This is a genomic window from Vibrio sp. GJ43-1 (assembly GCF_055808835.1).
Map to the genome: position 1 here is coordinate 3369400 of NZ_CM147884.1, position 24442 is coordinate 3393841.

Here is a 24442-nt window from a genome sequence, read left to right on the forward strand (position 1 = left end):
TACGTTAAAATTGTTTTTCCATTTCTTCCGCGCGAGAAATAGCTGCTTGCATCGCTTGAGAGACAATATCTCGAAGACCGCTATCTTCGAAGGTTCTTACCGCCTCTGCTGTTGTTCCACCTTTTGATGTGACCTGCTGCCTTAAAGTGGCAAGATCTGTATCGGGGTTACAGCATACCATCTTAGCGGCCCCATACGCGGTTTGCTGTACCAGCAAACGGGCTGTTGCTTCATCCATTCCATTGCGCATGGCCTCTTGCTGAATCGCCTCCATAAAGAGAAAGAAGTACGCTGGTGCACTACCCGCAGCTGCAATCACGTCGTTAATAGCCGATTCTTTCTCTACCCAGCATACCTTGCCTACCGCTTCCATTAAGTCAGTAGCAAATTGCTTATCTAGAGAGAGTATTGCCTCATTCGCATACAAGCCACTCATTCCCTCCCCTAAAAGAGAAGGCGTGTTAGGCATAACACGTACTAAATTGAGTTCTGTAGCAAACATTTCCTCAAGGCGTTGAATAGAAATCCCCGCCGCAATGGAGACGACGAGCTTACTATTAAAATCAACCCCAACGAAGCCACGAACGACCGTTGCCATCAATTGTGGTTTTACTGCTAAAACAATCACATCAGCTTGCTCTGCCGCTTGAAGGTTATCATGAGTTGTCATGACACCGTATTCATTCGCTAGAGCAATTAACTTCTCTTTACTTGGGTTCGTCGCTGTGATTTTCGTAGGTTCATAACCACTGGCAACCAGCCCCGCAATAATTGAGCGCGTCATGTTTCCTGCGCCAATAAAAGCAATCTTTCTTTGTTCCATTAAAGATATTCCTAAACAAAGAGGCAACATAAGCGCCTCTAAACAATAATTATTGCTGTCCGTAATCTCGAGCACCAAAGATCGCTGTTCCGATACGAACCATTGTGCTTCCAGCTGCAATAGCAGCGTCCATGTCACCACTCATTCCCATGGAAAGCGTGTCGATATTGGCATACTGCGCCGCCAGTTTATTATTCACTTCTCGCAATACCATAAACGCTTGAAGCTGCTCTTCATATCCAGAGACATTAGCCGGAATAGACATCACCCCTCTAAGCACCAAATTGGGCAAGGCATCAATGACTTCTGCCAGTTCAAATACCTGATCAATTTGAGCTCCTGACTTTGTCGCTTCCTCGCTCGTGTTCACCTGTATGAGCACTTGTAATGGTCCCATACTCGATGGTCTTTGATCATTTAGACGCTGAGCTGTTTTGGCACGATCAATAGTGTGAACCCAATCAAAATGCTCAGCGACAACACGAGTTTTATTTGATTGAATCGGCCCTATAAAGTGCCATTCAAGATCAAATTCAGGGTGATGGTCGTTAAAGAACGCAACCTTAGATGCGCCTTCTTGAACGTAATTCTCACCAAACTGTCGCTGTCCTGCCAAGGCGGCCTGAATGATCGCTTCGTTAGGTTTCGTCTTACTGACAGCAAGCAATTGCACCTCACCTTGCACTCTCCCGCAATTTTGTTCTGCGCGAGCTATCTGGGTGGTGATTAGTTCTATATTTTGTTGAATACTGGTCATAGGTTACAAATCATAAGGAAATTAAATGGATATCACCGAGTTGCTAGACTTTAGTGTAAAGCATAATGCTTCAGATCTACACCTTTCCGCAGGCGTACCACCAATGGTACGAATTGACGGAGAAGTAAGAAAACTTGGTATCCCGGCTCTCGATCACTCTGCTGTACACAAGTTAATCTTTGATGTCATGAATGACAAGCAAAGAAATGATTATGAGTCCCGACTTGAAACCGATTTTTCTTTTGATATCCCCAATGTCGGCCGATTCAGGATCAATGCATTTAATCAATCCCGAGGATGCTCAGCTGTATTTAGAACCATCCCAACAACAACGCCTACCCTCGCACAGCTGGGCGTCCCAGATATTTTAACCGATATCGCAAACATTGAACGAGGCCTCGTTCTGGTGATCTAAACCCAACAGGTTCAGGAAAATCAACAACACTGGCTGCAATGGTTGATCATATCAACCAAAGCAAAAATAAACATATTCTGACGATTGAAGATCCCATTGAATTTGTTCACCAAAATAAGAAATGCTTAATCAATCAAAGAAGTGCATCGCGACACGCACAGCTTCCAAAACGCACTACGATCGGCGTTACGTGAAGATCCTGATGTCATTGTTGTCGGAGAACTTCGCGATCAAGAAACGATCAGCCTTGCTCTGACTGCTGCTGAAACTGGACACTTAGTCTTTGGAACATTACACACCGTTTCTGCGACTAAAACCATCGACCGTATCATTGATGTATTTCCTGGTAACGACAAAGATATGGCTCGCTCGATGTTATCAGAATCACTACGAGCGGTTATCTCGCAGCAACTTATAAAGCGCACAAATGGCGGCCGCATCGCATGCCACGAAATCATGACTGCAACACCTGCAATTCGAAATTTAATTAGGGAAGATAAAGTGGCACAGATGTACTCAATGATACAAACGGGCGCCGCTCATGGAATGCAAACGCTAGAACAACATAGCAAGCAATTACTCTCTCAAGGTATTGTTGAACTCGAAGAAGTGAATAAACAGGTCACCCAACATAACTCGATGTTTCATTAGGACGCAGTAATGAACAATATTGATGCCATCCTCGATCAAATGTTGACACTCAATGCCTCGGATCTCTACCTCACTGCTGGTGCCCCTATACTCTATCGAGTTGACGGAGATTTAAAGGCAATAGGTGATAGCTTATCTAATGCTGAGGTTACTACACTTCTAAAATTGATGATGGACGACGCAAAATATAGCGCCTACCTTGCAAGCAAAGAATCTAACTTCGCCATTGTTCGAACTACTCGGTCGATTTCGAGTCAGTGCTTTTTTTCAAAGAGAGCTACAAGGTGCTGTGATAAGAAGAATAGAAAGCCGTATTCCCACCTTTAAGGAACTTTCCCTTCCAGATGTGCTGCAAACCCTCTCAATAGCAAAAAGAGGCCTTGTCCTAATTGTTGGTGCAACAGGCTCAGGTAAATCCACAACAATGGCGGCAATGACTGGATATCGAAACCAACACCGAACAGGGCATATCCTCACGGTAGAAGACCCGATAGAGTTTATTCATGAACATCAAAAATGTATTGTGACTCAGCGAGAAGTGGGCCTCGATACTGAGAGCTATGCTGTGGCACTGAAAAATTCACTTCGGCAAGCACCTGATATGGTTTTAATCGGCGAAATCAGAACAAGAGAAACGATGATGTATGCCATGTCCTTTGCAGAAACCGGACACCTTTGTATGGCAACACTGCATGCTAACAACGCCAGTCAAGCGATCGAGCGCATTCTTCACCTTGTACCGAAAGAACAAAAAGAGCAGTTTCTTTTCGACTTAAGTTCAAATCTCAAAGGTATTATTGGACAGCAACTCATTAGGGATAAACAAGGCAAAGGTCGTCATGGTGTATTCGAGATACTACTCAATAGCCCAAGAGTTTCTGAACTGATTCGTAAAGGAGAGCTTGGCGAAATTAAAGTGGCTATGAGTAAATCTCGAGAGATTGGAATGCAAACCTTTGACCAATCACTCTTTGATTTAGTAAACGCAGGTAGTATCAACGAAGAGGACGCGCTACACAGTGCAGACTCATCCAATAACCTCCGTTTAATGCTAAAGCTAGCCAATTCAGAAACGTCTTCTAAGTCGGAACTATCGAAAATAAAAATAGACATGAGCTAGAAAGAAGTGCTCGTTTTACTCCCTTCTGAACTCGTGAATAGAGGCGTTTAACTGGAAGAAATCTAATTCACTTTTAAAAAAGCAAAAAGGCCTCATCTTTCGATGAGGCCTTTTCTTAAAGTGGCTCCCCTTGCAAGACTTGAACTTGCGACATACGGATTAACAGTCCGCCGTTCTACCAACTGAACTAAAGGGGAATTACTAGTTATACTCGAGTAAAGAGTGGTGCCGACTACCGGAGTCGAACTGGTGACCTACTGATTACAAGTCAGTTGCTCTACCTACTGAGCTAAGTCGGCACATAAAAACAAGCTAAGCTTATTTTTAAAAAGTGGCTCCCCCTGCAAGACTTGAACTTGCGACATACGGATTAACAGTCCGCCGTTCTACCAACTGAACTAAGGGGGAATTACTATATTGTGTAAAGAATGGTGCCGACTACCGGAGTCGAACTGGTGACCTACTGATTACAAGTCAGTTGCTCTACCTACTGAGCTAAGTCGGCGCACTTATCTTTACTTATTGACGCTTATTTTACTAAGCACCAACAATTTTAAATCGTGGTGCCCGGAGGCGGAATCGAACCACCGACACGAGGATTTTCAATCCTCTGCTCTACCGACTGAGCTATCCGGGCAACGAGGTGTATTAAACGGCTTTTCGGCCTTAACGTCAACACTAAATTGCAAAAAAAATATCGTTTGTCGATTTTCTATACTTAGCGTTCTATTTTTATGCATTTTGCGCCCACAATTAAGCCCTGTGGGCATACAGGGCTTAAGTTAAACCATGATTCCTTCCGCTAACCCTTTACTTAATTCCTGCATTAACTGAAGAAAATAGCTGTTTTTAACTCGATAACTTAACCGTTTTTGACTTCAAACTGATTCATTTTTTCAGTTAACTCTCCAGACAGTAGACCAAGAGAACGAGTCGCCGCTCTTGTTTGTTCAACTACCCCCCTTAATTCGCCGCCACTTTGCTCTATCAAATTAATTCTTACCGATATGTCATCGCTCACTTCAGTCTGCTCTGCGGCCGCCGTTGCTATCTGATGACTCATTTCAGAGATTTTTTCTAAGCTAACCACTACGTCATGTAGGGCTCGAGAGGCAGTTTGAGACTCTTCTACCGTTGCTTGACTGGTTTCGGTACAACTTTGAATACTTTGAATCGCTTTTTTGAGCCCGATTGGAGGTTCGAGATCATATCTTGAATCTCTTTCGTGCTGCTCTGTGTTCTTCCTGCTAAACTCCTTACTTCATCAGCAACAACCGCAAAACCCCGACCTTGCTCACCAGCGCGAGCAGCCTCAATTGCAGCGTTCAATGCCAGTAGATTCGTTTGTTCAGCAATATCACCAATAACCTCCAAAACACGCGCAATATTATTCACATCACTATCAAGCTCTGAGACCGCTGTATTCGCCCCATCCAATTGATGGGCTAGACCTTCGATATTTGAAAGGGCTGAAGAAATAAGCGAACTAACATGCTGGCTCTGCTTATCAGCTTCATCCGTACTCAACGCGGTATCCGTAGCAGACTTTGCCACATGACTTGCTGATGAAGCCATTTCTGTCATGGCGGTCGCAATCATCTCAGTGCTCTGTTGCTGGGTTTGCGTGAGTGTTGCAATAGAGAGTGCTCTCTTGTCTGTTTCAGAAAGCTGAGAACCAATAGAGCCAGTAACCTTTTCAATACTAGAAAGAAGTGCCGCTAGAGAATAATTCATCTGCTGAACAGAATGGTAAATACTGCTGGTTTGCGCTTTATTATCAAATTTAGTTTCAATTTTTCCCGACGCGACACTTTGAACAGCGTGCAGCACATCGGCAGGTTCTCCTCCTAATATCGCCAGTATCTTCCGAAGTGAAATAAGTAGAGTTGACAATATAATCGCCATAATCAGTACGCATAGCCCTAATTGCCACTGCGCTGTCGACCAGAAACGCTGATTAACTTCATTGAAGCCTATACCAGTACCAACGACCCACTGCCATTTCGGCGTTCTCTCGGCAATAGATAGCTTATTTTCAATCTCGCCATTAGGGAGTCTCTGAGACCACTCATATTCAATTAGATGATCCTTTCGATTACCTAGCGCCTTAACAATAATCTCACCGACACTTCTACCGGAGCTATCTTTAAAATCGTGAAAGCTAGTCCCGTGTAACTGAGGGTCTAAAGGCGCAGCTATGAAAGTCATATTTTCATCGGCGACATAAACATACTCATTATCTTTATAAATGTTGTTACGAAGCACTCTGGTCGCAATCATTTTCGCATCATTAGTACTCAAGACCCCTTCGTCAGCGAGTTTTTCTAGCTGAACAATCGTTGAATATGTACTGGTGAATATTTCCGTCACTCGCATCTTGTTGTCATTATTACTCGCTAGACGCAAGGCCCAAAGACCCGTAATGGTCACTGCTACCATGGCAAATAGGATTATTAATGACAAAAAATAAGTTTGTGTTTTTAACTTCATAGAACAGCTCTAAGTTATATCGCATAGAATTTTATAAGTAATTCGACATATTAGTCAGCCATTTTCAAATAGAAAGCACTTTATTACAGAACTATGACTGCGATTAAATTCACGAAGAAAAATATGTTTTCATCTAAACTTTTAAACCTTTTGGTCGACTCATGAAGAATTCTCAAAAAGGAAATCTTCATCTGTCTCACTTAGCTAGGTCCTAGGTGTAAACAAGAATGCCAAAACTCACCTAAGTGACATATACGCCGCTTAGGCGAATTCTAGGTAACAGAGAACCGTACTTTTTAGGGATGATATAGCACATTCAGACTGGAGAAAAACCATACTGACATGGAGTAACTCATTATATGCGCCAGGGAAGGCAGGGTGGGGAAACGCAAACGTCACAAATTCCCAACCTTCCAGCAGGGACGTCTAGCATAAGGGTGGGGGTAAGTGTCAGGTAAACAAGACTCGAACTAGCGTAATAGACCACTTATCTAAGAACAAGGTAAGCGGCTGAACGATCAAGCACAATTTATTTTAGACGTAAAAAAGCCCCAGTCTTTCGACTAGGGCTTAGTATAAGTGGCGGAGTGGACGGGACTCGAACCCGCGACCCCCGGCGTGACAGGCTGGTATTCTAACCAACTGAACTACCACTCCGCAGTGTCTATTCAGCATAATGCTATTTCTTGTTCTCATCTTTCATTAAAAAGATAACAACGAAATTAAAGCCTGGCGATGTCCTACTCTCACATGGGGAAACCCCACACTACCATCGGCGCTACTGCATTTCACTTCTGAGTTCGGCATGGGATCAGGTGGGTCTGCAACGCTATGGTCGCCAAGCAAATTCTTCTTTTACTTTCAGCTTTTCATAAAAACTGAAGGCAAAATTAATCTGGAAAGCTTAATAAAAGTTCTTAATACACATTCAATTATGTTCTTGCTTTGAGTCCATCAAAACCCTTTGGGTGTTGTATGGTTAAGCCTCACGGGCAATTAGTACAGGTTAGCTCAATGCCTCGCAGCACTTACACACCCTGCCTATCAACGTTCTAGTCTTGAACAACCCTTTAGGACACTTAAAGTGCCAGGGAAGACTCATCTCAGGGCTCGCTTCCCGCTTAGATGCTTTCAGCGGTTATCGATTCCGAACTTAGCTACCGGGCAATGCCATTGGCATGACAACCCGAACACCAGAGGTTCGTCCACTCCGGTCCTCTCGTACTAGGAGCAGCCCCCTTCAATCTTCCAACGCCCACGGCAGATAGGGACCGAACTGTCTCACGACGTTCTAAACCCAGCTCGCGTACCACTTTAAATGGCGAACAGCCATACCCTTGGGACCGACTTCAGCCCCAGGATGTGATGAGCCGACATCGAGGTGCCAAACACCGCCGTCGATATGAACTCTTGGGCGGTATCAGCCTGTTATCCCCGGAGTACCTTTTATCCGTTGAGCGATGGCCCTTCCATTCAGAACCACCGGATCACTATGACCTACTTTCGTACCTGCTCGAATTGTCATTCTCGCAGTCAAGCGGGCTTATGCCATTGCACTAACCACACGATGTCCAACCGTGTTTAGCCCACCTTCGTGCTCCTCCGTTACTCTTTGGGAGGAGACCGCCCCAGTCAAACTACCCACCAGGCACTGTCCGCAATCCCGATTAGGGACCAACGTTAGAACATCAAGCATACAAGGGTGGTATTTCAAGATTGCCTCCACACACACTAGCGTGCATGCTTCAAAGGCTCCCACCTATCCTACACATGTAGGGTCAATGTTCAGTGCCAAGCTGTAGTAAAGGTTCACGGGGTCTTTCCGTCTAGCCGCGGGTACACTGCATCTTCACAGCGATTTCAATTTCACTGAGTCTCGGGTGGAGACAGCGTGGCCATCATTACGCCATTCGTGCAGGTCGGAACTTACCCGACAAGGAATTTCGCTACCTTAGGACCGTTATAGTTACGGCCGCCGTTTACCGGGGCTTCGATCAAGAGCTTCGACCTAAGTCTAACCCCATCAATTAACCTTCCGGCACCGGGCAGGCGTCACACCGTATACGTCATCTTACGATTTTGCACAGTGCTGTGTTTTTAATAAACAGTTGCAGCCACCTGGTATCTGCGACTCCTAGTAGCTCCATCCGCAAGGGACTTCACCGCCAAGAGCGTACCTTCTCCCGAAGTTACGGTACCATTTTGCCTAGTTCCTTCACCCGAGTTCTCTCAAGCGCCTTGGTATTCTCTACCCGACCACCTGTGTCGGTTTGGGGTACGATTTCTTATAATCTGAAGCTTAGAGGCTTTTCCTGGAAGCATGGCATCAATGACTTCACTACCGTAGTAGCTCGACATCGTATCTCAGCGTTAGTAGTGGTCCGGATTTACCTAAACCACCCGCCTACGTACTTGAACCTGGACAACCATCGCCAGGCCCACCTAGCCTTCTCCGTCCCCCCATCGCAATTATAAGAAGTACGGGAATATTAACCCGTTTCCCATCGACTACGCCTTTCGGCCTCGCCTTAGGGGTCGACTTACCCTGCCCCGATTAACGTTGGACAGGAACCCTTGGTCTTCCGGCGAGGAGGTTTTTCACCCCCTTTATCGTTACTCATGTCAGCATTCGCACTTCTGATACCTCCAGCAGACCTTACAGTCCACCTTCAACGGCTTACAGAACGCTCCCCTACCCAATATGATAAATCATATTGCCGCAGCTTCGGTGTATAGCTTAGCCCCGTTACATCTTCCGCGCAGGCCGACTCGACTAGTGAGCTATTACGCTTTCTTTAAATGATGGCTGCTTCTAAGCCAACATCCTAGCTGTCTAAGCCTTCCCACATCGTTTCCCACTTAGCTATACTTTGGGACCTTAGCTGGCGGTCTGGGTTGTTTCCCTCTCCACGACGGACGTTAGCACCCGCCGTGTGTCTCCCGGATATTACTTACTGGTATTCGGAGTTTGCAAAGGGTTGGTAAGTCGGGATGACCCCCTAGCCTTAACAGTGCTCTACCCCCAGTAGTATTCGTCCGAGGCGCTACCTAAATAGCTTTCGGGGAGAACCAGCTATCTCCAGGTTTGATTGGCCTTTCACCCCTAGCCACAAGTCATCCGCTAATTTTTCAACATTAGTCGGTTCGGTCCTCCAGTTGATGTTACTCAACCTTCAACCTGCCCATGGCTAGATCACCTGGTTTCGGGTCTATATCCAGAGACTGAACGCCCAGTTAAGACTCGGTTTCCCTACGGCTCCCCTAAACGGTTAACCTTGCCACTGAATATAAGTCGCTGACCCATTATACAAAAGGTACGCAGTCACCCAACAAGTGGGCTCCTACTGCTTGTACGTACACGGTTTCAGGTTCTATTTCACTCCCCTCACAGGGGTTCTTTTCGCCTTTCCCTCACGGTACTGGTTCACTATCGGTCAGTCAGTAGTATTTAGCCTTGGAGGATGGTCCCCCCATATTCAAACAGGATATCACGTGTCCCGCCTTACTCGTTTTCACTGATTATGATGTGTCGGTTACGGGGCTATCACCCTTTACTGCGGCACTTTCCAGAGCCTTCACCTGCATCATTAAAAGCTTAAGGGCTAGTCCAATTTCGCTCGCCGCTACTTTCGGAATCTCGGTTGATTTCTCTTCCTCGGGGTACTTAGATGTTTCAGTTCCCCCGGTTTGCCTCATTAACCTATGTATTCAGTTAATGATACGTGCTTATGCACGTGGGTTTCCCCATTCGGAAATCCCAGACTCACAGGTTATTACTACCTAATCTGGGCTTATCGCAAGTTATTACGTCCTTCATCGCCTCTGACTGCCAAGGCATCCACCGTGTACGCTTAGTCACTTAACCATACAACCCCAAAAGGTCTTATGTATGGCAAACAACCAAAGTCGCTATCTCATTATTTGAATGAGCGAGATAGCATTCGATTTTGCCGGACTCAAATATAAACCTCACAACCGAAGTTGTGCTGTTTCCAAGAACACTTGAATGTGTGTTGGTACCTACATCTTAAAGACATAGGATTTGAGAACTTTTATTTGAACAACATTAAATCAAATGTTGTTCGTCAGCTTTCCAAATTGTTAAAGAGCATAAAGCACAAAGCTTTAATCAATGAGTAAACATTAATTAAAGCTCTATTGTTCTTAACTAATCAAACCTAATCAATCTGTGTGAACACTCATCAAGATAATCTTTCGTATAAGGAGGTGATCCAGCCCCAGGTTCCCCTAGGGCTACCTTGTTACGACTTCACCCCAGTCATGAACCACAAAGTGGTGAGCGTCCTCCCGAAGGTTAAACTACCCACTTCTTTTGCAGCCCACTCCCATGGTGTGACGGGCGGTGTGTACAAGGCCCGGGAACGTATTCACCGTGGCATTCTGATCCACGATTACTAGCGATTCCGACTTCATGGAGTCGAGTTGCAGACTCCAATCCGGACTACGACGCACTTTTTGGGATTCGCTCACTATCGCTAGCTTGCTGCCCTCTGTATGCGCCATTGTAGCACGTGTGTAGCCCTACTCGTAAGGGCCATGATGACTTGACGTCGTCCCCACCTTCCTCCGGTTTATCACCGAGCAGTCTCCCTGGAGTTCCCACCATTATGTGCTGGCAAACAAGGATAAGGGTTGCGCTCGTTGCGGGACTTAACCCAACATTTCACAACACGAGCTGACGACAGCCATGCAGCACCTGTCTTAGAGTTCCCGAAGGCACACCTGCGTCTCCGCTGGCTTCTCTAGATGTCAAGAGTAGGTAAGGTTCTTCGCGTTGCATCGAATTAAACCACATGCTCCACCGCTTGTGCGGGCCCCCGTCAATTCATTTGAGTTTTAATCTTGCGACCGTACTCCCCAGGCGGTCTACTTAACGCGTTAGCTCCGAAAGCCACGGCTCAAGGCCACAACCTCCAAGTAGACATCGTTTACGGCGTGGACTACCAGGGTATCTAATCCTGTTTGCTCCCCACGCTTTCGCATCTGAGTGTCAGTATCTGTCCAGGGGGCCGCCTTCGCCACTGGTATTCCTTCAGATCTCTACGCATTTCACCGCTACACCTGAAATTCTACCCCCCTCTACAGTACTCTAGTCCGCCAGTTTCAAATGCAGTTCCGAGGTTGAGCCTCGGGCTTTCACATCTGACTTAACGAACCACCTGCATGCGCTTTACGCCCAGTAATTCCGATTAACGCTCGCACCCTCCGTATTACCGCGGCTGCTGGCACGGAGTTAGCTAAGTGCTTCTTCTGCAGCTAACGTCAAATCCATACGCTATTAACGCATGAACCTTCCTCACTGCTGAAAGTACTTTACAACCCGAAGGCCTTCTTCATACACGCGGCATGGCTGCATCAGGCTTGCGCCCATTGTGCAATATTCCCCACTGCTGCCTCCCGTAGGAGTCTGGACCGTGTCTCAGTTCCAGTGTGGCTGATCATCCTCTCAGACCAGCTAGGGATCGTCGCCTTGGTGAGCCATTACCTCACCAACTAGCTAATCCCACCTGGGCATATCCTGACGCGAGAGGCCCGAAGGTCCCCCTCTTTGGCCCGAAGGCATTATGCGGTATTAGCCATCGTTTCCAATGGTTATCCCCCACATCAGGGCAATTTCCCAGGCATTACTCACCCGTCCGCCGCTCGACGCCCAACAAATCACCCGAAGGGTCAATGTTGTCGTTTCCGCTCGACTTGCATGTGTTAGGCCTGCCGCCAGCGTTCAATCTGAGCCATGATCAAACTCTTCAATTTAAGATTTTGTCGGCTCAATGAATACTGACTTCAAAACTGTCCCTTACTTAAAAAGTAAGAAGTAATTTTAAAGCTATTATCGTTCCAACAGAACGATAATGAATTTTGACTGTGTGACAGTAAGCGAGCTTACTACCCTTAGGTCACGTGTTCATTGAAAACCATTTTACTTCCGAAGAAGTGGTTCGTTTCTACTTTGCAGCAGAAGCAAACATAATGATTATCATCAACAAGTGTCCACACAGATTGATATAGGTCTATATTGTTAAAGAGCTTTGCTTTCAATGCCTTAGCACCTAAGCAGGACGCGTATAATACGCTATCTACTTTGAAAGTCAACATAATATTCTAAGTATTTGCTTAAAAAACTATGTTGACTCGTCTCAATTGAGACAAGTCGATATTAAAGCCTGGCGATGTCCTACTCTCACATGGGGAAACCCCACACTACCATCGGCGCTACTGCATTTCACTTCTGAGTTCGGCATGGGATCAGGTGGGTCTGCAACGCTATGGTCGCCAAGCAAATTCTTCTTTTACTTTCAGCTTTTCATAAAAACTGAAGGCAAAATTAATCTGGAAAGCTTAATAAAAATTCTTAATACACATTCAATTATGTTCTTGCTTTGAGTCCATCAAAACCCTTTGGGTGTTGTATGGTTAAGCCTCACGGGCAATTAGTACAGGTTAGCTCAATGCCTCGCAGCACTTACACACCCTGCCTATCAACGTTCTAGTCTTGAACAACCCTTTAGGACACTTAAAGTGCCAGGGAAGACTCATCTCAGGGCTCGCTTCCCGCTTAGATGCTTTCAGCGGTTATCGATTCCGAACTTAGCTACCGGGCAATGCCATTGGCATGACAACCCGAACACCAGAGGTTCGTCCACTCCGGTCCTCTCGTACTAGGAGCAGCCCCCTTCAATCTTCCAACGCCCACGGCAGATAGGGACCGAACTGTCTCACGACGTTCTAAACCCAGCTCGCGTACCACTTTAAATGGCGAACAGCCATACCCTTGGGACCGACTTCAGCCCCAGGATGTGATGAGCCGACATCGAGGTGCCAAACACCGCCGTCGATATGAACTCTTGGGCGGTATCAGCCTGTTATCCCCGGAGTACCTTTTATCCGTTGAGCGATGGCCCTTCCATTCAGAACCACCGGATCACTATGACCTACTTTCGTACCTGCTCGAATTGTCATTCTCGCAGTCAAGCGGGCTTATGCCATTGCACTAACCACACGATGTCCAACCGTGTTTAGCCCACCTTCGTGCTCCTCCGTTACTCTTTGGGAGGAGACCGCCCCAGTCAAACTACCCACCAGGCACTGTCCGCAATCCCGATTAGGGACCAACGTTAGAACATCAAGCATACAAGGGTGGTATTTCAAGATTGCCTCCACACACACTAGCGTGCATGCTTCAAAGGCTCCCACCTATCCTACACATGTAGGGTCAATGTTCAGTGCCAAGCTGTAGTAAAGGTTCACGGGGTCTTTCCGTCTAGCCGCGGGTACACTGCATCTTCACAGCGATTTCAATTTCACTGAGTCTCGGGTGGAGACAGCGTGGCCATCATTACGCCATTCGTGCAGGTCGGAACTTACCCGACAAGGAATTTCGCTACCTTAGGACCGTTATAGTTACGGCCGCCGTTTACCGGGGCTTCGATCAAGAGCTTCGACCTAAGTCTAACCCCATCAATTAACCTTCCGGCACCGGGCAGGCGTCACACCGTATACGTCATCTTACGATTTTGCACAGTGCTGTGTTTTTAATAAACAGTTGCAGCCACCTGGTATCTGCGACTCCTAGTAGCTCCATCCGCAAGGGACTTCACCGCCAAGAGCGTACCTTCTCCCGAAGTTACGGTACCATTTTGCCTAGTTCCTTCACCCGAGTTCTCTCAAGCGCCTTGGTATTCTCTACCCGACCACCTGTGTCGGTTTGGGGTACGATTTCTTATAATCTGAAGCTTAGAGGCTTTTCCTGGAAGCATGGCATCAATGACTTCACTACCGTAGTAGCTCGACATCGTATCTCAGCGTTAGTAGTGGTCCGGATTTACCTAAACCACCCGCCTACGTACTTGAACCTGGACAACCATCGCCAGGCCCACCTAGCCTTCTCCGTCCCCCCATCGCAATTATAAGAAGTACGGGAATATTAACCCGTTTCCCATCGACTACGCCTTTCGGCCTCGCCTTAGGGGTCGACTTACCCTGCCCCGATTAACGTTGGACAGGAACCCTTGGTCTTCCGGCGAGGAGGTTTTTCACCCCCTTTATCGTTACTCATGTCAGCATTCGCACTTCTGATACCTCCAGCAGACCTTACAGTCCACCTTCAACGGCTTACAGAACGCTCCCCTACCCAATATGATAAATCATATTGCCGCAGCTTCGGTGTATAGCTTAGCCCCGTTACATCTTCCGCGCAGGCCGACTCGACTAGTGAGCTATTACGCTTTCTTTAAATGATGGCTGCTTCTAAGCCAACATCCTAGCTGTCTAAGCCTTCCCACATCGTTTCCCACTTAGCTATACTTTGGGACCTTAGCTGGCGGTCTGGGTTGTTTCCCTCTCCACGACGGACGTTAGCACCCGCCGTGTGTCTCCCGGATATTACTTACTGGTATTCGGAGTTTGCAAAGGGTTGGTAAGTCGGGATGACCCCCTAGCCTTAACAGTGCTCTACCCCCAGTAGTATTCGTCCGAGGCGCTACCTAAATAGCTTTCGGGGAGAACCAGCTATCTCCAGGTTTGATTGGCCTTTCACCCCTAGCCACAAGTCATCCGCTAATTTTTCAACATTAGTCGGTTCGGTCCTCCAGTTGATGTTACTCAACCTTCAACCTGCCCATGGCTAGATCACCTGGTTTCGGGTCTATATCCAGAGACTGAACGCCCAGTTAAGACTCGGTTTCCCTACGGCTCCCCTAAACGGTTAACCTTGCCACTGAATATAAGTCGCTGACCCATTATACAAAAGGTACGCAGTCACCCAACAAGTGGGCTCCTACTGCTTGTACGTACACGGTTTCAGGTTCTATTTCACTCCCCTCACAGGGGTTCTTTTCGCCTTTCCCTCACGGTACTGGTTCACTATCGGTCAGTCAGTAGTATTTAGCCTTGGAGGATGGTCCCCCCATATTCAAACAGGATATCACGTGTCCCGCCTTACTCGTTTTCACTGATTATGATGTGTCGGTTACGGGGCTATCACCCTTTACTGCGGCACTTTCCAGAGCCTTCACCTGCATCATTAAAAGCTTAAGGGCTAATCCAATTTCGCTCGCCGCTACTTTCGGAATCTCGGTTGATTTCTCTTCCTCGGGGTACTTAGATGTTTCAGTTCCCCCGGTTTGCCTCATTAACCTATGTATTCAGTTAATGATACGTGCTTATGCACGTGGGTTTCCCCATTCGGAAATCCCAGACTCACAGGTTATTACTACCTAATCTGGGCTTATCGCAAGTTATTACGTCCTTCATCGCCTCTGACTGCCAAGGCATCCACCGTGTACGCTTAGTCACTTAACCATACAACCCCAAAAGGTCTTATGTATGGCAAACAACCAAAGTCGCTATCTCATTATTTGAATGAGCGAGATAGCATTCGATTTTGCCGGACTCAAATATAAACGTCACAACCGAAGTTGTGCTGTTTCCAAGAACACTTGAATGTGTGTTGGTACCTACATCTTAAAGACATAGGATTTGAGAACTTTTATTTGAACAACATTAAATCAAATGTTGTTCGTCAGCTTTCCAAATTGTTAAAGAGCATGTGTTACTTAAACAGTAACCATTTTTAAAGACTCTCGTTTCTAGTAAACGAAATAAGAACACTTATAAATGGTATCCCGTAGGGGAGTCGAACCCCTGTTACCGCCGTGAAAGGGCGGTGTCCTAGGCCTCTAGACGAACGGGACATAGGTGTGTCTTTAATCTTTTTAAACCTAATCAATCTGTGTGAACACTCATCAAGACAATCTTCGTATAAGGAGGTGATCCAGCCCCAGGTTCCCCTAGGGCTACCTTGTTACGACTTCACCCCAGTCATGAACCACAAAGTGGTGAGCGTCCTCCCGAAGGTTAAACTACCCACTTCTTTTGCAGCCCACTCCCATGGTGTGACGGGCGGTGTGTACAAGGCCCGGGAACGTATTCACCGTGGCATTCTGATCCACGATTACTAGCGATTCCGACTTCATGGAGTCGAGTTGCAGACTCCAATCCGGACTACGACGCACTTTTTGGGATTCGCTCACTATCGCTAGCTTGCTGCCCTCTGTATGCGCCATTGTAGCACGTGTGTAGCCCTACTCGTAAGGGCCATGATGACTTGACGTCGTCCCCACCTTCCTCCGGTTTATCACCTAAGCAGTCTCCCTGGAGTTCCCACCATTATGTGCTGGCAAACAAGGATAAGGGTTGCGCTCGTTGCGGGACTTAACCCAACATTTCACAACACGAGCTGACGACAGCCATGCAGCACCTGTCTTAGAGTTCCCGAAGGCACACCTGCGTCTCCGCTGGCTTCTCTAGATGTCAAGAGTAGGTAAGGTTCTTCGCGTTGCATCGAATTAAACCACATGCTCCACCGCTTGTGCGGGCCCCCGTCAATTCATTTGAGTTTTAATCTTGCGACCGTACTCCCCAGGCGGTCTACTTAACGCGTTAGCTCCGAAAGCCACGGCTCAAGGCCACAACCTCCAAGTAGACATCGTTTACGGCGTGGACTACCAGGGTATCTAATCCTGTTTGCTCCCCACGCTTTCGCATCTGAGTGTCAGTATCTGTCCAGGGGGCCGCCTTCGCCACTGGTATTCCTTCAGATCTCTACGCATTTCACCGCTACACCTGAAATTCTACCCCCTCTACAGTACTCTAGTCCGCCAGTTTCAAATGCAGTTCCGAGGTTGAGCCTCGGGCTTTCACATCTGACTTAACGAACCACCTGCATGCGCTTTACGCCCAGTAATTCCGATTAACGCTCGCACCCTCCGTATTACCGCGGCTGCTGGCACGGAGTTAGCTCGGTGCTTCTTCTGCAGCTAACGTCAAATCCATACGCTATTAACGCATGAACCTTCCTCACTGCTGAAAGTACTTTACAACCCGAAGGCCTTCTTCATACACGCGGCATGGCTGCATCAGGCTTGCGCCCATTGTGCAATATTCCCCACTGCTGCCTCCCGTAGGAGTCTGGACCGTGTCTCAGTTCCAGTGTGGCTGATCATCCTCTCAGACCAGCTAGGGATCGTCGCCTTGGTGAGCCATTACCTCACCAACTAGCTAATCCCACCTGGGCATATCCTGACGCGAGAGGCCCGAAGGTCCCCCTCTTTGGCCCGAAGGCATTATGCGGTATTAGCCATCGTTTCCAATGGTTATCCCCCACATCAGGGCAATTTCCCAGGCATTACTCACCCGTCCGCCGCTCGACGCCCAATAAATCACCCGAAGGCTCAATGTTGTCGTTTCCGCTCGACTTGCATGTGTTAGGCCTGCCGCCAGCGTTCAATCTGAGCCATGATCAAACTCTTCAATTTAAGATTTTGTCGGCTCAATGAATACTGACTTCAAAACTGTCCCTTACTTAAAAAGTAAGAAGTAATTTTAAAGCTATTATCGTTCCAACAGAACGATAATGAATTTTGACTGTGTGACAGTAAGCGAGCTTACTACCCTTAGGTCACGTGTTCATTGAAAACCATTTTACTTCCGAAGAAGTGGTTCGTTTCTACTTTGCAGCAGAAGCAAACATAATGATTATCATCAACAAGTGTCCACACAGATTGATATAGGTCTAAATTTTTAAAGAACATTTCTTCACTTGGTCAGCGCTTGGCTTTCCGTTTGAAGAGGCGGCCATTCTAGCGAGATATTCTTTCGTGTCAAACACTTTATTGATTTATTTTTTACTTATTTCAAAAACAAATCTCGAACTCTCTTTTGGCTAGAAGCCTTACTGAACACTGCCGTGAACCCTTATGGGCTCTGCCGTGTCAGTGAGGACGCATTATAGAGATCAGAGTCACATTGGCAAGCGTTTTTTTGAATAAATTGCAAAAATAACGGTTTTTTATTAAAAACCAACCCAAAGGCTTATTTATCCCACTTTACCCTCAATTCAAATACAGGTTATCCACAGAGTTATTAAAAAAAGAGAGCTTTCGCCCTCTTTTTTGTATCTTAATCGTTAGATTCCAGAGCCATCTTGTTCATCATCTTCTTCATGTAGTCCACATTCTCGTTTTAAACCATTAAACCGCGTCTCTTCTTCTTTCATACCCGGCACCCACTTTTGAGTTGTATGCGTATCACCAATAGACAAATAGCCTTCTTCTTTAAGAGGGTGATAACTCAGCCCGTGCAAATGAAGATAGTCTTCTATCTGTTGATTAGACCAATCGATAATAGGAAGAAATTTAAAGCGACCATTTTGAATAGCTAATACAGGCAAACTCGAACGGCTCTCCGCTTGCTCCCTTCTTAAACCTGAGAACCAAGTTTTGACCTTAAGATCTTCAAGCGCACGCTTCATTGGTTCTACTTTATTAATGAGGTTATATTGTTTAATCCCCTCTATACCCTGCTCCCACAACTTACCGTATCTTGCTTCTTGCCAGTTAGGGCTCAGTTTTGCACTATATATGTGTACATTCAGGTCTAGTTGCTGAGTAAGTTGATCAATAAATTGGTATGTCTCAGGAAACAGGTACCCTGTATCGGTGAGTATCACTGGTACATCATCTCTAACCTGGCTTACTAAGTGAAGCATCACCGCTGCTTGCATACCAAAGCTAGAACTAAGAACGTGCTGTCCAGGTAAGTTTTCGAATGCCCAGGCGATACGTTGCTCTGCACTTAACGACTCTAAATGTCCGTTTAGTTCGGCCAACTTGAGGATTTGCTCGGTCTTGGTCAAAGACAATAATGTTTCTAGTTTATAGCCCTCTTCAAATTTAAGCATAGAAATCCCTCTTTGATACTTTGACTTCCTCGATCACGCCAGTTCTTATTACAAAGTCACCAAATGCTTCTTTGTTGGTACGTTTTTGAGCCCACTCTCCAATCAAACTATCCAGCTCCTGCAAGATTTGCTTATCAGTAATGTTCTCTTTATACATCTTAGGCACACGGGTTCCTGCTTTATTACCACCGAGATGAAGGTTATAACGACCAGGCGCTTTGCCCACTAAACCCACTTCCGCCAACATTGCTCGTCCACATCCATTAGGGCAGCCAGTAATACGTAAGATAATGCTCTCTTCTTTAGGTATTTGATGTTTCGCTAGCAGGTCTTCAACCTCAGTAACAAATGATGGAAGAAAACGTTCGGCTTCCGCCATTGCTAAAGGACAGGTAGGAAATGCTACACATGCCATTGAGTCTTTACGCTGCTCACTTACCAGATCATCCATTAAGCCATGTGCACGCGCTATCTTTTCAATTTTGGCTTTCTGCGTTTTACTTACTCCTGCCACTATCAAGTTCTGATTTGCCGTCATTCTGAAATCACCTTTATGTATTTTGGCAATTTCAGCGACACCAGTCTTCAACGGTTTTCCTGGGTAATCGAGCAAGCGACCATTTTCTATAAATAAAGCTAAGTGGTGTTTACCGTCTATTCCTTCAACCCATCCAATACGATCACCACGTTCTGTAAATTCATATGGTCGACTCTTAGAGAAAACGATACCAGCTCGCTTTTCGACTTCAGCTTTAAATACATCTATCCCTACGCGATCTAATGTATATTTGGTTTTCGCATTTTTACGGTTAGAACGATTGCCCCAGTCACGCTGAGTCGTTACCACCGCGGCTGCAACATCTAACGTATTTGCCAGTGGGACAAAACCAAAGTCATCAGCACGTCGTGGGTATGTCGACAGGTCACCATGCGTCATGGCCAAACCACCACCGACGAGAACATTAAAGCCAATAAGCTTGCCAGCGTCTGCGATGGCGACAAAGTTGAGATCATTGGCGTGGACGTCCACATCATTTTGTGGAGGGATTACAACGGTTGTTTTGAATTTCCTTGGTAAATAGTTACTACCAAGGATGGGTTCTTCTTCGGTTGTCTCGATTTTCTCACCATCTAACCAAATTTCTGCATAAGCTCGAGTCTTTGGTAATAAGTGCTCACTGATTTTTTTGCCCACTCGTAAGCTTCTTGATGAAGCTCAGATTCAACTGGGTTCGTCGTACACAAGACATTTCGGTTAACATCACCAGCCGTTGCAATGGAATCAATACCAATACTATTCAACGTCTGGTGCATTAGTTTAATATTAGGTTTCAATACACCATGAAACTGAAACGTTTGACGTGTCGTTAAACGAATGCTGCCGTAGAGACTATGGTCTGAAGCAAACTTATCGATCGCTAACCATTGTTTAGGCGAAATGATCCCTCCCGGCATACGCGCTCGTAACATTACGTTGTGTAGAGGTTCTAACTTTTGCTTGGTGCGTTCATTTCGAATATCACGGTCATCCTGCTGGTACATACCGTGAAATCGAATCAATTGAAAGTTATCAGCGGTAAACCCACCAGTGATTTGATCGCTTAAATCCGATTCAATCGTACCTCGGAGGTGATTACTCTCTCGCTTCAAGCGTTCGTTATCAGCTAATGGGCCCAACACTTGGCCTAAGACTTCTTGTTTGCTCATTAGTACACATCCTTTTGATAACGTTTTGCTTTTCTTAACTCGTTTATGTATTCCTCTGCATCAGCTGAATCTTTACCACCATATTGCTTGGTAATTTCAACTAATGCTGCATTCACATCTTTTGCCATATGCGTTGCATCACCACACACATAAATATGCGCCCCTTCCTGCAACCATTGCCAAACTCGTTCACCTTGCTCTAGTAGACGATGTTGAACGTAAACTTTTTCATGCTGATCACGACTAAACGCAACATCTAAACGATCTAATACACCGGACTTGAGGTACTTTTGCCACTCTACTTGATATAAGAAATCTTGAGTAAACGTCCTGTCACCAAAAAACAGCCAATTTTTACCTTTAGCCTCTCTACTCTCACGCTCTTGAATAAAGCTCCGGAATGGAGCAATACCCGTACCCGGCCCGACCATAATAATAGGCGTGTCGTTATCTTCAGGGAGCTTAAATTGCTTGTTATGTTCAACAAAGACTTTAACCTCTCCACCTTCTTCTAACCCTTTAGCTAAATGGTAAGAAGCCCCGCCATATCGTGTTTCTTCACCTTTGTCATATTCTACCAGCGCCACTGTCAAGTGAACTTCTTCATCCACTTCTGATTGGCTTGACGCTATCGAGTATAAACGTGGTGTTAGACGACGCAGTATAGATAGAAGCGATGTGGCCTCGAGTTTGGTTTTCTTCTCTTTGAGTACATCAATCACTTGAGTTTCAGCTGAATACTCTCTTAGCTGATCTTTATTCTCGACTAATTTCAGCAGTTTTTTACTACCTGATAACTCGGCATATTTGGTAATAAGCTGCGGATTTGACGCTGTCACTTCGTAGTTCTTAATTAACGCTGTACGCAATGAAACACTTTCACCATCAACATCGACACTTTCAATGCCAGATAGATTGGTCTGTGCAAGAATCGCATCCACCAGCTCGCTACTGTTTTCAAACCAAACACCCAGTGCATCCCCCGCTTGGTAGGTCAGCCCAGAGTCTTCTAAATCAATTTCAATGTGACGAACATCTTTACCTGAATCACGCCCGGTTATTTTTTGGCTTGTTAACAGTGTCGCAGTATAAGGGTTCTGCTTGGTATACGACGACGCAGCGCCTGCCGTTGCGACAGGTAACGTCACAACATCTGCTGGTTGAGACGATAAATCATCTTTGATCACTTCAAGCGCTTTAAGGCGCCATTCTGCTGCTGAAACGTCGTAGTCGACATCACAATCCAACCTTTCGATGAATGGAGTTGCGCCTTGCTTCGTTAAGAATGCATCAAAATCCTTACTAGGTTTGACAGAAAAACTCGTAGCTTGAGTCACCAAGGCCAATCACACCAAATTTTAGATTGGTGAGTTTAGGGACTTTTTTAGACTGCAGAAACTCATGTAATTCAATCGCATTGTCTGGTGCTTCGCCTTCACCATTCGTCGACGCAACAAAAATAACGTGGGTTTCTTTCGCTAAGTTTTTACCTTTATAGTCACTTGCATCGAACAACTGTGCGGAAATACCGTGAGCAGAAGCTTCTTGCTCAAGCGCTTCCGCTACACCTTTAGCATTACCAGTTTGAGAGGCGTAAATAATAGTCAGCTTACCCGCGGGGGCAGCAGCAACGGCAGAAGTCACGGCACTGGCGACAGGGGTCAATTGTGCTGAGTTTTGAGATTGGCTTAATCCCCAAAAGTACCCACTTACCCAGGCTAATTGGTTAGAAGATAAAGCGGTTGATGCTTGCTGTAGTTGAGATAACTGCTGATCATTAATAGGAGCAGCTAAACCCGGTAATTGTTGTTGTGTATTTCCATTTGATGACATAGTCACGACATCCCTAATCATTGCGTGACGATAGATTAACCAACCATTTTAATAACAAGAAAGAATAGATATGAATGTTTTATAACTTTTTGGAAGAAAGGAAAGGTTTTAAGGTGGGTTACTTAGCTTCAATACGAACCTGAGAGAAGCCAACGGCAAGGGCTGACTTGGACGCTTTATCGAGGTCAACATACTGACATTCAGCACCATGAATGTCCGTTAACATAAGGAATCCCCCTTGTTTGTGGCGAAATTCCACCACCCATCCACCATCCAGTTCAGACGGTTCGATGATCGCTTCAGCCAACAAGTCCTGATGATAAAGGTACTTCAATTCGGTTATTGTCATAATCACTCCCTAAGTATACTGCTCGCCCTATCTGCGCAGGTTGATTAGTATAACTATAGCAAGTGACGACGCGTTCGCTCGTTTAGTTGTTGCAAATATGTTAGCCCTCTCGCGCTATAAATCGATGATACACCCATATAGCTATGACAAAAGCAACAATCCACGGCAGCAACTGGATAACCACCCCCATCATCCCTAACACAAACATAACAGCAAAAGACGCCACTATGGCTAAAGTGACCGTAACAAACGTCACACCAGTCATAACCAACATGCCAATAAATACCATAACAAAAATCAGTTCAAACATATTGCCTCCTCTCGGCACTAACCAAACAACAAAGACACAGTCGCTCAAGCTAAGGTGTATAAATTCGCCTATTGCTAATGAACCATTGTTCTAATAGATAAATTACTAGCACAAACCATTCCAACTTTTAACTTGTTGATTTTTAAGTATCTATAAAACAAAAAAACTCCAACTAACGTCGACGCTAGCTGGAGTTGGTATTTTTTACCATCACATTGGTAAATTTAGACGTCGAGCTCTTTGGGAATCTTAGTCAGCGCAGTTTGAATCACTTCAACCCCAGCGCCTTTCTTATGAGCATTTTCACTAATATAACGACGCCACTGCCTACCGCCAGGCATTGCTTGAAATAACCCAATCATATGTCGGCTGATATGCCCCAAATTAGAACCATTAGCCAATTGCTTTTCAATGTAAGGGCACATCTCTTCTACAACCTGACTACGCTTTTTCACTGGCAAGTCTAAACCAAAGATCTTTTGGTCAACTTCAGCAAGTAAATAAGGGTTTTGATACGCTTCTCTACCAATCATCACTCCATCAAGGTGTGCTAAGTGCTCTAAAGACTCATCTAATGTTTTAACGCCGCCATTTACTCCAATTTGCAAATGCGGAAAATCCTTTTTAATTTGATAAGCTCGAGGGTAATCAAGGGGTGGGATTTCACGGTTCTCTTTTGGACTTAATCCACTCAACCACGCCTTACGAGCATGGATAGTAAAGTCTTGACAACCACCTTGCTCTGAAACGATAGAAACAAAGCGCGTCAGAAACTCATAAGAATCCTGATCGTCAATGCCAATACGTGTCTTTACCGTAACAGGAATCGACACAACCGCTTTCATTGCAGCAATACATTCCGCAACCAGTTCAGGCTCTCCCATAAGGCAAGCACCAAAACGGCCGTTCTGTACCCTATCAGATGGGCAACCAACGTTAAGGTTAATTTCATCATAACCGCGCTCTTGGGCAAGCTTAGCGCAAGTCGCTAAGTCTGTTGGATTTGAACCACCTAACTGCAACGCGACGGGATGCTCTTCCTCGCTGTAAGTTAAGAAATCCCCTTTACCGTGGATAATGGCACCTGTTGTGATCATCTCGGTATACAGCAAAGCTTGCGAAGAAAGCAAACGATGGAAATAACGACAATGCCTATCCGTCCAATCGAGCATGGGCGCAATGGAAAGTCGGCTTGAATGGAAATCGCTTGTGTTGTCTGGCTTCATC

6 protein-coding genes, 7 tRNA genes, 6 rRNA genes and 5 pseudogenes are annotated in these 24442 nt (G+C 45.8%); 2 read left to right on the top strand and 22 right to left on the bottom strand.

Annotation, left to right across the window (positions count from 1 at the left end):
- Nucleotides 1-4 precede the first annotated feature (4 nt).
- Together proC and AC0L66_RS16010 are read right to left on the bottom strand one after the other, a co-directional pair.
- Nucleotides 5-823 (bottom strand): pyrroline-5-carboxylate reductase, encoded by an 819-nt coding sequence (gene proC / locus AC0L66_RS16005; protein WP_265676366.1) that lies wholly within the window; start codon nucleotides 821-823, stop codon nucleotides 5-7.
- Nucleotides 824-872: 49 nt separating this feature from the next.
- Nucleotides 873-1580 carry a YggS family pyridoxal phosphate-dependent enzyme gene (locus AC0L66_RS16010; protein ID WP_473567915.1) on the bottom strand — a complete coding sequence of 236 codons (708 nt, stop codon included), beginning with the start codon at nucleotides 1578-1580 and terminating at the stop codon, nucleotides 873-875.
- Between the two features lie 25 nt (nucleotides 1581-1605).
- Between AC0L66_RS16010 and AC0L66_RS16015 the strand changes: the two are divergent.
- A pseudogene (locus tag AC0L66_RS16015) lies at nucleotides 1606-2646 on the top strand (type IV pilus twitching motility protein PilT).
- A gap of 9 nt (nucleotides 2647-2655) precedes the next feature.
- Nucleotides 2656-3766: pseudogene (locus tag AC0L66_RS16020) on the top strand (PilT/PilU family type 4a pilus ATPase).
- A 121-nt stretch (nucleotides 3767-3887) separates the two neighbouring features.
- Here the strand turns inward: AC0L66_RS16020 and AC0L66_RS16025 are convergent.
- The 20 genes and pseudogenes from AC0L66_RS16025 to dusA all read right to left on the bottom strand — a co-directional run bounded on the left by AC0L66_RS16025 (nucleotide 3888) and on the right by dusA (nucleotide 24441).
- Nucleotides 3888-3963 (bottom strand) — tRNA-Asn (locus AC0L66_RS16025).
- Between the two features lie 26 nt (nucleotides 3964-3989).
- Nucleotides 3990-4065: transfer RNA gene (locus tag AC0L66_RS16030), tRNA-Thr, on the bottom strand.
- A gap of 33 nt (nucleotides 4066-4098) precedes the next feature.
- Nucleotides 4099-4174, bottom strand: a tRNA-Asn gene (locus AC0L66_RS16035).
- Between the two features lie 21 nt (nucleotides 4175-4195).
- Nucleotides 4196-4271: transfer RNA gene (locus tag AC0L66_RS16040), tRNA-Thr, on the bottom strand.
- A 56-nt stretch (nucleotides 4272-4327) separates the two neighbouring features.
- Nucleotides 4328-4403: transfer RNA gene (locus AC0L66_RS16045), tRNA-Phe, on the bottom strand.
- 225 nt (nucleotides 4404-4628) lie between these two features.
- Nucleotides 4629-6256: pseudogene (locus tag AC0L66_RS16050) on the bottom strand (methyl-accepting chemotaxis protein).
- 580 nt (nucleotides 6257-6836) lie between these two features.
- Nucleotides 6837-6913, bottom strand: a tRNA-Asp gene (locus AC0L66_RS16055).
- Between the two features lie 70 nt (nucleotides 6914-6983).
- Nucleotides 6984-7099 (bottom strand): 5S ribosomal RNA (gene rrf / locus AC0L66_RS16060).
- Between the two features lie 132 nt (nucleotides 7100-7231).
- A 23S ribosomal RNA gene (locus AC0L66_RS16065) occupies nucleotides 7232-10121 on the bottom strand.
- A gap of 355 nt (nucleotides 10122-10476) precedes the next feature.
- A 16S ribosomal RNA gene (locus tag AC0L66_RS16070) occupies nucleotides 10477-12031 on the bottom strand.
- Nucleotides 12032-12439: 408 nt separating this feature from the next.
- Nucleotides 12440-12555 (bottom strand): 5S ribosomal RNA (rrf, locus tag AC0L66_RS16075).
- 132 nt (nucleotides 12556-12687) lie between these two features.
- Nucleotides 12688-15577 (bottom strand): 23S ribosomal RNA (locus AC0L66_RS16080).
- A 316-nt stretch (nucleotides 15578-15893) separates the two neighbouring features.
- Nucleotides 15894-15969, bottom strand: a tRNA-Glu gene (locus AC0L66_RS16085).
- A gap of 68 nt (nucleotides 15970-16037) precedes the next feature.
- Nucleotides 16038-17592 (bottom strand): 16S ribosomal RNA (locus AC0L66_RS16090).
- The 16S, 23S and 5S rRNA genes sit together here with 2 tRNA genes alongside, the layout of an rRNA operon.
- Nucleotides 17593-18242: 650 nt before the next feature.
- Nucleotides 18243-19016, bottom strand: a complete 774-nt coding sequence (locus AC0L66_RS16095; RefSeq protein ID WP_265677649.1) for a phosphoadenylyl-sulfate reductase — start codon at nucleotides 19014-19016, stop codon at nucleotides 18243-18245.
- Nucleotides 19009-20723: pseudogene (gene cysI / locus AC0L66_RS16100) on the bottom strand (assimilatory sulfite reductase (NADPH) hemoprotein subunit). The gene AC0L66_RS16095 and the pseudogene cysI overlap by 8 nt, the downstream one beginning before the upstream one ends.
- Nucleotides 20723-22577 (bottom strand): annotated as a pseudogene (locus tag AC0L66_RS16105) (assimilatory sulfite reductase (NADPH) flavoprotein subunit). Before AC0L66_RS16105 ends, cysI begins: the two co-directional pseudogenes overlap by 1 nt.
- 97 nt (nucleotides 22578-22674) lie before the next feature.
- Nucleotides 22675-22905: a thymidylate kinase gene (locus AC0L66_RS16110; protein WP_265677652.1), complete on the bottom strand. Its 231-nt coding sequence runs from the start codon at nucleotides 22903-22905 to the stop codon at nucleotides 22675-22677.
- Between the two features lie 100 nt (nucleotides 22906-23005).
- Complete coding sequence (locus AC0L66_RS16115) at nucleotides 23006-23215, bottom strand: envelope stress response protein PspG (protein ID WP_265677653.1); 210 nt, start codon at nucleotides 23213-23215, stop codon at nucleotides 23006-23008.
- A gap of 224 nt (nucleotides 23216-23439) precedes the next feature.
- Complete coding sequence (gene dusA / locus AC0L66_RS16120; RefSeq protein ID WP_473569283.1) at nucleotides 23440-24441, bottom strand: tRNA dihydrouridine(20/20a) synthase DusA; 1002 nt, start codon at nucleotides 24439-24441, stop codon at nucleotides 23440-23442.
- Between the last annotated feature and the right edge of the window lies 1 nt (nucleotide 24442).